10 protein-coding genes and 2 pseudogenes are annotated in these 13690 nt (G+C 64.6%); 7 read left to right on the top strand and 5 right to left on the bottom strand.

The genetic code is table 11. The features are described 5' to 3' along the window. Positions 1 to 293: 293 nt before the first annotated feature. Positions 294 to 681: pseudogene (locus ACV7NQ_RS30035) on the top strand (acyl-CoA dehydrogenase family protein); the annotation flags it as partial. Between the two features lie 42 nt (positions 682 to 723). Here the strand turns inward: ACV7NQ_RS30035 and ACV7NQ_RS30030 are convergent. Then, complete coding sequence (locus ACV7NQ_RS30030; protein ID WP_463362662.1) at positions 724 to 1044, bottom strand: GYD domain-containing protein; 321 nt, start codon at positions 1042 to 1044, stop codon at positions 724 to 726. A gap of 1123 nt (positions 1045 to 2167) precedes the next feature. On the opposite strand from ACV7NQ_RS30030, the gene ACV7NQ_RS30025 reads away from it, so the two are divergent. Continuing rightward, entirely contained in the window at positions 2168 to 2599 is a 432-nt protein-coding gene (locus ACV7NQ_RS30025) for an SgcJ/EcaC family oxidoreductase (protein WP_463362661.1), read from the top strand. A 61-nt stretch (positions 2600 to 2660) separates the two neighbouring features. Here ACV7NQ_RS30025 and ACV7NQ_RS30020 read toward each other — a convergent pair whose 3' ends face one another. Beyond that, on the bottom strand, positions 2661 to 3554 hold the full coding sequence (locus tag ACV7NQ_RS30020) for a hypothetical protein (protein ID WP_463366123.1): 894 nt from the start codon (positions 3552 to 3554) through the stop codon (positions 2661 to 2663). Between the two features lie 230 nt (positions 3555 to 3784). After that, positions 3785 to 4807, bottom strand: a complete 1023-nt coding sequence (locus ACV7NQ_RS30015; protein ID WP_463362660.1) for a DUF6492 family protein — start codon at positions 4805 to 4807, stop codon at positions 3785 to 3787. Between the two features lie 608 nt (positions 4808 to 5415). Between ACV7NQ_RS30015 and ACV7NQ_RS30010 the strand changes: the two genes are divergently transcribed. Beyond that, the gene (locus ACV7NQ_RS30010) at positions 5416 to 5799 is read left to right on the top strand and encodes a VOC family protein (RefSeq protein ID WP_463362659.1); all 384 of its coding nucleotides are present in this window, start codon (positions 5416 to 5418) and stop codon (positions 5797 to 5799) included. A 608-nt stretch (positions 5800 to 6407) separates the two neighbouring features. After that, positions 6408 to 7310, top strand: coding sequence for a hypothetical protein (locus ACV7NQ_RS30005; RefSeq protein WP_463362658.1), 903 nt, complete (start codon positions 6408 to 6410; stop codon positions 7308 to 7310). Between the two features lie 4 nt (positions 7311 to 7314). On the opposite strand, the gene ACV7NQ_RS30000 is transcribed toward ACV7NQ_RS30005, so the two are convergent. After that, on the bottom strand, positions 7315 to 8544 hold the full coding sequence (locus ACV7NQ_RS30000) for an IS110 family RNA-guided transposase (protein WP_463365473.1): 1230 nt from the start codon (positions 8542 to 8544) through the stop codon (positions 7315 to 7317). Positions 8545 to 8930: 386 nt separating this feature from the next. On the opposite strand from ACV7NQ_RS30000, the gene ACV7NQ_RS29995 reads away from it, so the two are divergent. From ACV7NQ_RS29995 to ACV7NQ_RS29985, 3 genes and pseudogenes are all read left to right on the top strand, one after another. Then, entirely contained in the window at positions 8931 to 9866 is a 936-nt protein-coding gene (locus ACV7NQ_RS29995) for a hypothetical protein (RefSeq protein WP_463362657.1), read from the top strand. A gap of 511 nt (positions 9867 to 10377) precedes the next feature. After that, a complete protein-coding gene (locus ACV7NQ_RS29990) occupies positions 10378 to 11694 on the top strand; it encodes an IS256 family transposase (RefSeq protein WP_463358454.1) in 1317 nt (438 codons plus the stop codon). A gap of 35 nt (positions 11695 to 11729) precedes the next feature. Beyond that, positions 11730 to 11930, top strand: a pseudogene (locus tag ACV7NQ_RS29985) (transposase); the annotation flags it as partial. Between the two features lie 137 nt (positions 11931 to 12067). On the opposite strand, the gene ACV7NQ_RS29980 reads toward ACV7NQ_RS29985, so the two are convergent. Then, a complete protein-coding gene (locus tag ACV7NQ_RS29980; protein ID WP_463362656.1) occupies positions 12068 to 13639 on the bottom strand; it encodes an MDR family MFS transporter in 1572 nt (523 codons plus the stop codon). Positions 13640 to 13690 lie beyond the last annotated feature (51 nt).

Below are 13690 nucleotides of genomic sequence, written 5' to 3'. Positions count from 1 at the left end.
ACACCGCCGCGGGATAGGGGCTCTGGTCCCCACCCGGCACCACGCCATCGAGTACAGCGGGCGCCCGAATCGAGGACCAATGGCCCTGCACACGCTGCCGGGACTTCCGCGCCGACATGCTCGACGATTCGTGCTGCGGTGTCGTCGGCCCGATGCCGTTGGTGAGGTGTCGACGGTCTGCGTGACGATGTGCATCGGCCTTGGACAGCCCAGCGTCTCAGGCGACAGCTGCACTGCAGCTATTGGTCCTGGTCAGCAGCCTGACGCTGGCCGCTTGTTTGCAGTTCGTCTGCATCGGTCGTTTCGCGGTCGAGTGCGGCGCCGCCTATGCGCACCAGATCGGTGTGGGGAACGGCCATCGGCGACTACCAAGGGATTTCGCATCCGCTGGCCAAGGCCAAAATCGAGGTCGACCTCGCGGCGCTGATGACCGCGAAGGCGGCATGGCTGTACGAGAACGGCGTACCCGCCGGTGAAGCTTCCAACATCGCGAAGTACGCGGCCGCCGAAGCCGCCGTCGCCGCCGTCGACCAGGCAATCCAGATCCACGGCGGAAACGGTCTGAGCGCCGAGTACGCCCAGTGGGGACTGGCCCGCTTGCTTCGCATCGCCCCGGTCAGCCGAGAGATGATCCTCAACTACGTCACCCAGCACAGCCTGCGACTGCCCAAGTCGTACTGAACCTCACCGATGTGGATACGAACCGGACCGCCCCATCCTCAGCTATTTGCCCGGTGGCCGGTACTCCGCAGTGCGGTGCACCGCTTCATCCACCTGTTCCGGCGTCAGCAACGGCACGGACTGCGATCGCGCCGCACCGGAAGCGGCCGTCTGAATCGCAAGCACCGCAGCCGCTTCCTCATCGGGAACCGTCCCGATCACGAACAAATCCCGCGCACCCAGCGCGAAATAGCATGATTCGACGGTCCCGCCGATACTTTCGACCATTCGAGTTATCGCGTCGCGCCGGGCAGAACCACCCTCCGCCAACAGCCCGCCCGCGCCCGCGGACGAATAGGTGACCTCCCACAGAAACCTCGGCATATCACCCTCCATACATAGACGAAGACGATGTCCGGCAATCGTTCTCCTACGACAGCACAGATGCAAGGCACCACCCCGCCCAGCGGCGGCGGAAGCCTCCGCCGTGACAGAAGGCCCGCCGTAAAGCGGTGATCAGCCCATTTTCCCCGAACTACAGGTGCTGTGCACTCTTCAGTCGAAAGGCTCGCTCTCCCGCCACTAGGCAAGCTGGAGGGTTCGAAATGCCGGACAGAGGGCGGGAAAACCGCCTCTGATCTTGTCGGGACGACAGGATTTGAACCTGCGACCACCTGACACAGGTTCCAATCTCATCGACATGCCTCAGCAGACTCCATCACACCTGGTCACAGCCGATATCTATACGCCGGCACCCGCCCGTCATGTCCCATCAGATCTGGGCAGATCCCATCAAAAATGTGAGATTTTGGTGGGACGGATCGAATGACGAGATTGGCCATCACCGATGACTCCGACCCGATGCGTGCAAGTCTCCAGTCTCTGTCTTATGTGTTCCGCCTGCGCTCCAACCACATCGGCGTGTCAGAATCCAACACGCCGAACAATGTCCGAATCGGCAACATATGAGCAAATAGAGGGTGGGTCGTCGATCGCGGCGATAGGCAGGACCGATTGAAGCTGACTCGATACGAATCACCGGACTGGGTATGAGACGTCAGGGTTTGTGGCGGTAGATCAGCATGGTCGTCAGGGCGCGTTCAGCGGTGTCGGCGGCAGCTGATCGAGTGCGGCGAGGGTGTCTGTCCCGCTCGCCGGATCCCCACCAGCTGGCAGTGCTGGCACGCCCCAGCTTTGTTAGGGCCGCTTGCCGCTCTCCCCGTCACCAACTGAGCGGGCGGCCCTCAGCTCAACCGTCCTGCTGCGACAGGATCAGCGACGAAAGTCCGCCACCTCGCACTGGATTGGCCGCAACGGGACAAACACGTCGGCACACCGGTTCGCTGTCGGTCTCCTATTACCCGGCGACTGCCGCCGCATCCGAACGCGCCAAGTCATGAACCCGCGACGACGTTCCGTTCGGGTTGTCGATTCGAGGGGTGGTCGCGCGTCGGGATAGCTGAATGGTCCGAACGGTGGGCCGTGCCAACAAAACGGAGGAAATCCCATGAACATGACCCGAACGGACGACTCGGCGGCCATCAAGCAGGTCTTGGCCGACCAGTACAAAGCATGGGCAGCCGGTGACGCGGACACTTTTGTCGCGGACTACACCGAGGACGCCACCGTGATCATGCCCGGGGCCTACCGACGGAACAGGAAGGAAGTCCGGCAGAGCATGGCTGCAAGTTTCGCTACCTTCCTTGAGAACTCGACCGTGACCGACGAGATCCAAGACATCCGGTTCCTCGGTCAAGACTACGCAATCGTCGTCAGCAAGGCCGGCATCCTGTTCGTCGGCGAAACCGAAGTGCCTGCCGACCGGCTCGTCAATGCGACCTGGGTCCTCCAGAGGCGTGACGACAGGTGGTTGGTCGCCGCCTACCACAACAGCCCCGGCGACCCGACCCATCCTGGACCACGGCGACCGATGCCGTAGACGAGGCCGTTCGACAGCGCAGGCCGCCCGGCGCGCATGCCTCCATGCGGTCGGAAAGCGATCAGCCGAACCCGCGGCGGTCGAGCGCGCTGCCCCACCAGCTTTTGCGCCGTCCGCCTTGCGAGAGCGCGACGATCACCGAACCAGGCGACAGCCGGTCGTCTTCAATGCCTTTCAGCGCAACGGCTTCGATGAACCCGACGTCTCCGACTGCCGACTGTGTCGTGCTCCGATCGTGTTCGCGCCATTGCTCGAGATCCTCAATCGCGGAATGTTCGAACACGGGCACGGCTGGTGGGCGGGCGATGTCGAGGACTGTGGGAAGGACCTCGAGATCACCGAAGATGTTGTCCAGATCCTTCCCCGCACCGGTTTCCAGGTAGAACACCGTGATACCGAGCGATGGCATCAGCGGCGTCATCCACGGATGCCTGCTCATCAGCTCCGCCAGCCTCGCCCGTGTTCGCTGTTTGAAAACTGAAGACTCACCCGCCCGCGTCGGCAGCGGGCCCAAATCGACGGCGAGGCCATGCTTCAGCAGCCGATGCAGTGCGTCGGTTGTAGCGGATAGCCCGACACCGCCGCAGGCCCGTTTGTCGGCGTAGGCGAACACCACATCCGAGGCCAGCTTGTCTGTCGCCGCCAAAATCCTGAGCTGGGGCCGGTGCCGCTGCCGGGCGAGGTCACGCAGCACCCGCTCGCCGATGGCAGCCTCATCCACACCAACAGCCCGCAGATAGTCCGCCGGCACGTCATCGAAGTAGCCGTCGAGATCGAGGTAGTCGTCGTCGAGACCGTGCCAACGGTACTCAGGGTTGGCCTCGGCGATGGTCCACGACTCGTCGAGCCCGGCGACCCTGCGCAGCCCTGCGTGCACCTCCGCGACCGTCTGTGCTCTGACCCACACCGAGGGTTCGTCGGCTGGCCGATCCAGGCGGGCGAACAGCATCTTCACTTGACGATCGTCGTGATTGCAGCACTTGTCGATACGGGCTGGATCGCGCAGGCTTGTCCGCATCAGGCGGGGGTAGGGCGGGACAGCAACCGAAAATACCTGCGAGTGCGGTTCGTGAACTCAGGCCGATGGTTCGGCCGTTGACGTCGCGCTGCGCCTCGCCGCGGCGTAGCCCTCGCCAGGAGGGGTGTCGGGGGCGGCCGTCACTGGTCCACTCGGCGAACGACACTTCACCCACGACCTGGGGGTCGCCCCAGACGCTCGGCGCGACCCAGGGGTGGGGTCGCGGGGGCGATGTGGAGGGCACCTTGGTTGAGGTCGAGCATCAGCGCCCCGGGGGTTGTTTGCAGCTGGCTGCGTAACTGGTCGGGTATGTAGTCCATGGTGGCAATCCGGTTGCGGTAGTTGAGGAAACTATGGCATCCGATAGCCTTGACTCCCGCCCGGCGGACGCTGGTGACAGCGTCGGTCAATGTCCACACAGCGTTTTCGGCGGGCTGGATGATGTCGATGGCGTCGAGGTGTCGTGACCGGATCTGTTCAGGGAAGAACTTCGCTGCGAAGTGGCGGTAGAGCACATACTCCGAAGCACCGGTCCATTTGGCGTGTTCTATCGTCGCCAGGAATGCCTCCCATAACGGTCGCTCGTGCTGATCCTCGACTCGCCGCGTCAGGTCCGCGAGGATTTGTCTGTCGAACACCATGTGATGCTGCATCCCGCTGTATGGGTCGACCGGCCGCCACCCGGCAAGCAGCCGGGTCGCTGCGGTGATCGCGGAGTGGCGGGCGGGGATCGCGTGCTGGCGGGTGTTGAGGCGCCATTGCAGCGGATAGCCAAGTGCCAGATAAGATCTGCCATCGTCTTCGACGAACACGACATCGTCGACCAGCGCGTAGTCCGCGTCGAGCACCAGGAGGTGCTCGACCGTACTCGGCAGGATGCGGAAGCAGTTCAGTTTGATCAACTGCTGGAAATACCAGGACGAATTGTGGTGATCGCCGCCCGCTGTGCGCAGGGTCGCCTCGATGGAGGCCGGTGTCGGCGAGACCGCTTCCTCATCGATCCACTGCACCACGTGCCCGGTCCGCACCTGTGCGCACAGTCGCGCGGACCCGACGATATTCACCGATCGGATCGGATTACGGCAGTGTGCCCTCAGGCCGGTGATACAGACGTCGAGGCTGGGTAGGTCCTTGGCTGCTACCGGGATCATGACGTCGATCGCCGGTAGGCGCGCAGTTTCGGTGGTCACGTTCACGCTCCCCGTCGGCTGATCGTCGCCGGTAACCATAGCCAGGGTTCGTGGCTCGAAAAGCGTTGGGCCCTTAGCATTTCATCACTGGCAGTCAGCGAGTGCCGTTTGCCCCGGACCGAGCCAGGCTTGGCTAGGGGTGCTGCTCGCGCGTCACGTCACATGGCGCCTTGTCGGGGCGTAGCCCTCGCCAGGATGGGTGTCGGAGGCGGTCGTCGCCGGTCCAAACCGGTGGAGGGTAGGTATTCCAGTCGTGCACTATTCCCCCGGGCATGATCGACTGTAACCCCAATCGGGATGGCGCATCGCAACGATTCCATCAGCCGTCGGAAGTGACTGCGCTGGCGAAAAGTACGGCCCGGTCGGGCAACCGGTTGAGAGCGGGCATCGACGAACGCGCGATATGCGGCATTACCGTGCGTCCGGTTGGTCACATCGGTCCGATACCGCAGCGACCATGAACATCTCGACCCCGCCCGCTACATCGTGACCGCTATCGACAACGCCGATGCCCGGAACTTCGTTCTGCGACAACACTATCTGCGTACCTAACCCTCCGGCACACGGCCGACTATCGACTCTCGGGTTGTCTACCTACACTGACGGGCATGGCATGCCGCATCAGTGAGCTGGTCATCGACGCCGCCGACCCCGACCGGCTCGCAGCATTCTGGAGCAAGGTCCTCGGCTACGTCGAACTCGGCCGGGAGGACGACGGAAGCATCGAGATCGGGCCGCCCGACGCCGGCTTCGGCGGCCCGCAGCCCACCCTCATCCTCATCCCCAGCAGCGACCCGCGGACCGGGAAGCTCCGACTGCACATCGACGTCAACCCCACCGACCGCGACCAGGACGCCGAGCTGGAGCGGCTGCTCGCTCTCGGCGCCAGGCCCGTCGACGTCGGCCAGACCGGCACCGACAGCTGGCACGTCCTGGCCGACCCAGAAGGCAACGAATTCTGCCTCCTGCACGCCCGGCTCCAGCCCCTCTGACCGCGTGCGTCCTGGCGCCAAGCCGCTCGGCCGTTCGAGTGAGGCCGGGGGTTTGCTCGTCGTCGCGGGAATCGGTGGCGGGTGCACGATAATCGGCAGGGTGCGTTCTCATGCGCACTGCCTGTCAGTCCGAACACCGATAGAACCTCCATACCGGCCGAGCAGAGTTCGACTGTCCTGCAACCGCTTTGACTGGTGCAGGGCGATATTCCGTTCGTGCGCTATTCCTCGAGGCTGTTCATCAACGCTGCCACCAGAATTCCGGACAGCACCGTCGTCCCCCTGCGGGGCCACCTGCGAGCAGGGGAGGTGGGCATGGGCCACCTCGCCGACGTGTACCGGACCGGCCTCAACGTTCAAGGACCGACCTACTGCGCACGGGAGCCGACGAGAGTGCGGGCCTTCCATGTGCACATTGGTCGGTGGTGTTCCGTGGCCCCTTGTCGTTGTAGATGTTGAAGTAGACGGCTTGGTCTGCGACGTCGCCGAAGATGCCGCCGCCGCTACGACGGCTACCTCGGCCTTGATTGCACCCGAACTACTACGATCAGGGTCCGAGTCGACGGTTTGGCGGGGAGGCCCGTTCGAGACCGGAGGGGCCTATACGCATGACCGATTCCCAGCACGAACCCGGCGATAACCCGAACCCGGGCACCCCCGAACCCGCACCGCCGCCATTCAACCCACCCGGCGGCCAGGATAGTCCCACTGCAGGCGCAGACCTTGTGTTCTTCGGTCCCGCTGCGGCGGGCCCGGCTGCCGACTCGCCCTGGTACGGCCAACCCGGTCAGGGGTACCGGCCGCCACCGCCGTATCCGCCACCGCCGACCGGTAGCGGCAAAACGGGTCTGATCGTCGCCGGCGTTCTCGGGCTGGTGGTGGTGCTGGGTATCGGTGTGGCGATCGGTATCTTCGTCGGCGGCGACGGTGGCAGTGAGTCCGCCGGTGCCTCGGCCACTGCCCGGCAGGGATCGGGGCCGGGGACCTATTCGATGAACGGGATCACCGATGCGTGTGACCTGGTCGACCCCACACCGTTGACCAGGTGGTCGTCCACGCCGAAAGGCGCTCCCAACCATCGGGAAACCCGGCCGTCCACCCACGACAGCGGCAGCCTGAAGCGCGATGTCGGCTACACCAGCTCGACCACCGACGAGTTCTCCATGAACAGAGCCGGAATGAGCGTCGAGGCCGAGTTCACCGACGGGACGGCTCCACCCTTCTACGACCATTGGAAACACGCCGACACCGCCTCCGCCGGACCGGGGTCGGTCTCCGGCGAGGTCACCGGAATCGGCAGCCAGGGCTACTGGCATTCCGAAGTGACCGGCAACCTCGTCGCGGAAATGGCCTACGTCGTGTGCGTGCAGGACGGCAATGTCTCGGTGCGGGTAAAGATCGCCCTTACACGTGAGAAGGGTTCTCCTGCGGTGAGCCGGGACGAACTCGATTCGATCGCCAGGCCCCAAGTCCGCAGGGCGCTGGACGGTTTGAGACATCCCAGGGCTTAGCTTGTCAAGCTGCGGCTTGTTGATCTTGGGTGTGGTGTGTCCAGGCGGTGGTCTCGTTGTAGAGGGTTCCGGATTTGAGGCAGCCGTGGAGGATGCCCACGAGCCGGTTGGCGACCTGACGCAGGGCGGCACGGTGGGCTAGGCCGCGGGCGCGTTGCTTGTCGTAGTAGGCGCGGGCTCCCGGCGATACGTTGAGCGCACTGAATGCTTGGGCCATCAGCGCGTCGACGAGCCGGTCCTGGTGCACGAACCGGGCCGCGACGACCTTCATTTTCCCCGAGGCGCGGGTGATGGGGCTGGTCGCGGCATAGTTCTTGCGGGCCTTGGCGCTGGCGTAGCGGGTGGGGTCGTCCCCGAACTCGGCGAGCACCCGGGCGCCGAGGATCTTGCCCAGTCCTGGCTGGGACAAGATGATCTCAGCGGCCGGGTGCCGGCCAAAATGGGCCTCGACCTCCCCTTGCAGGACTTTCACCTGCTCGTCGAGGGTGGCCAGGACCGCGACCGCGGCGCGGGTCCCTGCCGCGTAGGCCGCCGCGATGACCTGGTTGCGGCCCAGCTGCTCGCTGCGCAGGATTGCCTGGATACGGGCGGCTCTAGCGTCGAGGTCGCCGCGGCGGCCGGCCCGCTTCAGCGCGGCCCGGATCTGGTTGAGCGACAACCGCGCCGCGGCGGCCGGGTCGGGTGCCTTGCCGAGCAGCTCCAGGGCGTCGGGAGCGTCGAGGTCGTCGAACGCTTCCAAAGCGGCGGGGAAGTACTCCCGCAACGCGTACCGTAACCGCTGCGTGTGGCGGGTGCGTTCCCAGATCAACGTTTTATGTGCTCGCGCAACAACTTTCACCGCTTCTGCGGCGGGACTGTCCCCGGCGACCGGACGCAACTGGTGCGCGTCGGTACGGACCATGTCGGCAAGGGTATGCGCGTCGGCGGCATCGCTCTTCGCACCCGAAACGCTGCGGCGTTCCCGGAACCGGGCCGCCTGCAACGGGTTCACCGCGTACACCGTGTAGCCGGCCGCGATCAACGCCGCGACCCACGGGCCACGATCGGTTTCGATCCCGATCCGTACCTGCGCGGCATCGGCGTCGTCGCCGAGGTGTTCACCGATCATGGCGTGCAGCCGGGTGATCCCGGCGATCCCTTCCGGTAATCGAGCCTTGGCCAGCCGTTTCCCGGCCTCATCCATCAGCTCGACATCGTGGTGGTCCTCGGCCCAGTCATCACCGACCAGCAGCACAGCTGTTCCCTCTTCATCGTTGTCGGACACCAAATCCGGCAGCGTGCGGGAGAACGTCGGCGACCTAATGAATCGGTGCTCACGCCGTCATGCGGCAGGCACGACATCCCATCAGCGATCCATTTCTCCCGGCCGACCGGCAGGGGCACGATCTCAAAGCAGGACTCGAAGTCCGGGGCCAATCAGTGCTCACCTACCAGCCGCTACCAGTAGCGAGTCTGCCCGATCGACCGACCCGCTACATCTCATTAGGGAGAAGTAGAGGCCGTCGACTCGAGCAGGCCGGTGGGGACGGTGCGGATGACTGCTCGACAGCAGGAATACGATCGGTTCGGAGTTGATGGTTGACGGGGGAACCCCGTTGCAGAACCGGAGGGGCTACGGGGATGACCTACTCTCAGCGCGGACCTGACGATCAGCCGACGCCGGGCAGCGCCGATCCTACTGTGCGGCAACACAATCCGCCCGTGGGCGGCCGGCGTGACCCCGACTCGGGCACCTACACGTCAGTGCCTCCGCCTGCGTTTGCTCCCGGTCAGCCTGTTATCGGCTACGGCCAACCTGGTCAGGGGTCCGGGCCGCCACCGCCGTCGACCGGTAGCGGCAAAACGGGTCTGATCATCGCCGGCGTTCTCGGGCTGGTGGTGGTGCTGGGTATCGGTGTGGCGATCGGCATCTTCGTCGGCGGCGGCGACAGTGGCGGCAATTCCGCCGCTGCCCCGGCCTCGTCCAGCGCCCCGGCCCCTTCTAGCGCGGCCCCGGCCACGACGACGTCGCGCCGGGAAGCCGCGCCGGGGATCTATTCGATGAGCGCGATCACCAATGCCTGCGACCTTGTCGATCCCACGCCGTTGCACAGGTGGTCGTCCACGCCCAGGGAAGACCCCCAGCATCAGGAATTCCCGCCGAATACCTCCGACGGCGGCAACCTGTACTGCGCCATCCGCTATACCAGCCCCTCGACCGTCGACGACGACGCCACCGTCGACGAAGCCGGAATCAGCCTCCAGGCCCAGTTCACCGGCGCCGAGGCCGCCCCCGCCTACGACCGTTGGAAACAGACCGACACCGCCGCCACCGGAGCGGGGCTGGCCTCCGGCGAGGTCACTGGAATCGGCGCCCAGGGCTACTGGCACACCGCGACCACCGACACCAGCAATGGAATGACCTACATCGTGGGCGTGCACGACAGCAACATCTCGGTGCGAGTAGAAGTCGCCGTCCTGCGCGCAAAAGGCGAACCCCCGGTGAATCGGGACGAGCTCGACACGATCGCCAAAAACCAAGCCCAGCAAGCTCTGAATGGACTAAAGAAGGAATAAGCGCCACCAGCCATGCGCGACGGTGTCCAATAGTCGATAGTGTCACCGACAACTGGGTCGTCACGTTCGGATCCCGATGGTCACTCCTGCACGGTGGGTTGTCGAAGAGACGTATCGAGATGTACGACGCTCCTGCGGGCAGCCGCGCCCGACCGAAAATCCAGAAATGCCGCTTATCGAGAGGTTTTGAAGGCAGGTTAGTTTCTCAGCGAGTGCTTCGATGTGGCATCGGCCTACCAGGGGTCGATGCCACATCGCGTGCGACTCTGCTCACTTACCTGGCGGACGGTTGTTATTCGATTACTGCACTATTCCCACTCCATCGCCTAAGACGTTGTCTCACGTCGTTGAAGTCGATGAGTGCGCGCTCGCGGCATCGGTGTCCGGATCGCCCGCAAGAGAAATGATCAGGACCTGTGGATGGCCGGGAAGCGTACCTTCCCGGATGATCTACGAAGCCATAGGTATTTGATCAAGTCCAGCGCGCCAACGCTGGCGGGAAGGTACGCCGGTGCTCAAGGTAGTTCACGATGCGGCGGAGTCCAACGATCCCGGTGTGTCCTGCGCCCGGTCGTTGCTCGATGAGATTGTTCGCGACGGTGCCCGCAAGATGCTCGCCGCAGCGTTGCAGGCCGAGGTCGCGGCCTATATCGAGCGGTTCGCCGACCAGGTCGACGACGAAGGCCGGCGGCTGGTGGTCCGCAACGGCTACCACGTCGAGCGGGAGGTCCTGACCGCCGCGGGTGCGGTGACGGTGAAGGCACCGCGTGTCAACGACAAGCGTGTCGACCCCGAATCCGGTGAGCGGCAGCGGTTTTCCTCGGCGATCCTGCCCGCGTGGGCACGAAAATCGCCGCAGATGACGGAGGTTCTGCCGTTGTTGTACCTGCATGGGCTGTCCAGCGGCGATTTCGGGCCGGCGTTGGAGCAGTTCCTCGGCACGGGCGCGGGCCTGTCGGCGGCCTCGATCACCCGGCTCACGACGCAGTGGCAGGACGAAGCCCGCACCTTCGCCGCCCGCGACCTCTCAGGCACCGACTACGTGTACCTGTGGGTCGACGGCATCCACCTCAAAATCCGGCTCGACCAGCAGAAACTATGCCTGCTGGTGATGATCGGGGTTCGCGCCGACGGCCGCAAGGAGCTCGTCGCATTGACCGACGGCTATCGCGAGTCGACCGAGTCGTGGGCCGATCTGCTGCGTGACTGCCGCCGCCGCGGCATGACCGCGCCGGTGCTCGCCGTCGGTGACGGCGCGCTCGGATTCTGGAAGGCGCTGCGTGAGGTATTCCCCCTGACCCGAGAGCAGCGTTGCTGGTTCCACAAATCCGCGAATGTCCTTGCAGCGCTGCCGAAGTCGGCGCATCCTGGCGCGTTGGCGGCGATGAAGGAAATCTACATGGCCGAGGACATTGACAAGGCACAAGTCGCGATCAAGGCCTTCGAGATCGACTACGGCGCGAAATACCCGAAAGCGGTCGCCAAGATCGTCGATGACGCCGACGTGCTGCTCGAGTTCTACAAATACCCGGCCGAACACTGGATCCACCTACGCACCACAAACCCGATCGAAAGTACTTTCGCCACAGTGCGTTTGAGGACGAAGGTCACCAAGGGGCCGGGTTCCCGCGCGGCCGGGCTCGCCATGGCCTTCAAGCTGATCGAGGCCGCTCAAACGCGCTGGCGGGCCGTCAACGCCCCACACCTAGTCGCACTCGTCCGGGCCGGGGCCGTATTCCACAAGGGCAAACTCCTGGAACGGCCCGCCGACATCACCCCGAACACACCGACCAGCCCGTCATCAGCCGAGGCGGAGGAGGTCGCCTGAAACTTGCTGATCCACAGGTCTTGACAATATCTCCCCGCAAGGGCGTCGAGTCCAGCGACCGTCTGGGCCGACACCGCTGGGTCATCGAGCGCACCATTTCCTGGTTGACCGGCGCTCACCGCCTCAACATCCGCTACGACCGAAAAGCCACCCACTACCTGGCCTTCCTCACCCTGGCCGCAGCACTGACCGGCTACACGAAACTCACGAAGGCGCGAGTGAAATCATCCACATGAGACACGGTCTAAGGGTTATGGCTTTCTGATAACCGCTTAGGCAGGCAGCAGCGAGGCCGTCCTGGGTCTCCACGAGTTCGTCCGGTCGCGGGTGGGGACGTTGCGCGGGCGAGCTGATCCAGCCCGGCGTTAGGTTGCTAACCGGCAGTGGTGCTCTCGGCCGGCTCGGCTTTCGGCGCATCGGCGAATCCGACCAGCTTCACGTCGCGGATGAAGAACGACACGATCAGGCCGATGACGCCGGCGGCGGCACCCGCCCAGAACACCCCGACGATGCCGTGGGTGACCGCGGCGTGCAACGCGTCCTGCAGGGGCTGGGGAAGCGTGTGCAGCATTGCGGGTGGCAACTGTGCGCCGCCGGACACCAGCTTCGAACCCGCGTCGCCGGCCCTGGCGGTGAGTTCGTTCGTGAGACGGGTCGTGTAGACGGTGCCCAGCACTGCGGTACCGAGCGACATGCCCATGGTCCGCAGGAATGTGCTCGCGCCCATGGCCGCGCCCATGTCCCGCAGGCCGACGCTGTTCTGCGCGATCAGCATCGACGGCTGCATGAGGCAGCCGACACCCAGGCCGAGGACCGACATGAACAGGCCCAGCATGAGTTTGGTTGTGTCCGTGTGCACCTGGGCCAGCAGGACCATTCCGCCGATGAGTACAACCGAGCCGATGATCGGGAAGATGCGGACCTTGCCGGTCTTCGATGTGATCTGCCCGATGGCCACGCTCGCGAACATCATCGGAAACATCATGGGCAGCAACAGCAATCCGCTGTTGGTGGCGGAAGCTCCCTGGACGAGCTGCTGGAACTGCGGCAGGTAGGCCGCCGAACCCATCATGGCGAGACCGATGATGAACGCGAGCGCGCCCGCCAGCGAGAAGTTGCGGTTTGTGAAGACGTGCAACGGCATGATCGGCTCGGCGACCCGTCGCTCGATGGCGACGAATGCCGCGAACCCGCCGATCGCGATCACGATGATCGCGATGATCTGCCATGAGCCCCAGGCGTATTGCGATCCGGCCCAGCTGCCGAGCAGTACCATCGCGCTCGCCCACACTGCCAGCGTTCCCGCGCCCCACCAGTCGATCGACACCTTGCCGGTGGTACGTCGCGGCGCGTGCAGCGTGAACCAGACAGTGACCAGCGCGATGGCTCCTAGGGGCAGGTTCACGTAGAACGCCCACCGCCACGACACATTGTCGGTGATCCACCCGCCGATGAGCGGGCCGCCGAGCATAGCCAGCGGCATGACGGCCATGAACAGCCCCTGGTACCGTCCGCGTTCCGCCGGCGGAATCAACTCGCCGAGGATCGACATGACGCCGACGATGAGTCCGCCGGCGCCCAGCCCTTGCAGGCCGCGAAACAGGATGAGCTCCATCATGTTCTGCGACATTCCGGTGAGAGCCGAGCCCGCGAGGAAGACGACGATCGAGGCGAGGAACGTCGACTTGCGGCCGAACAGGTCGCCGAGTTTGCCCCACAGTGGCGTGGAGACCGCCGTGGCCAAGGTGTAGGCGGTCAGTACCCACGCCAGGTGCTTCAATCCGCCGAGATCGCCGACGATGGTCGGCAGCGCCGGGCCGACGATGGTGTTGTCGAGCATCGCGAGGAGCATTGTGATCATCAGACCGCTCATCACGGTAATGATTTCGCGGTGGCTTCGCCGTTGGAATCCCTCGGTCTCGAGCGCAGTCGATTGATCTACCATGTCCCACTCACCTACTTGCCGACCAGTCAGCTACGTACCTGCCGTATAGTA

The organism is Nocardia sp. Tas62D01 (assembly GCF_055232035.1).
Note: the sequence above shows the minus strand (reverse complement) of the source record. Positions and strands in the feature narration are given on the sequence as shown.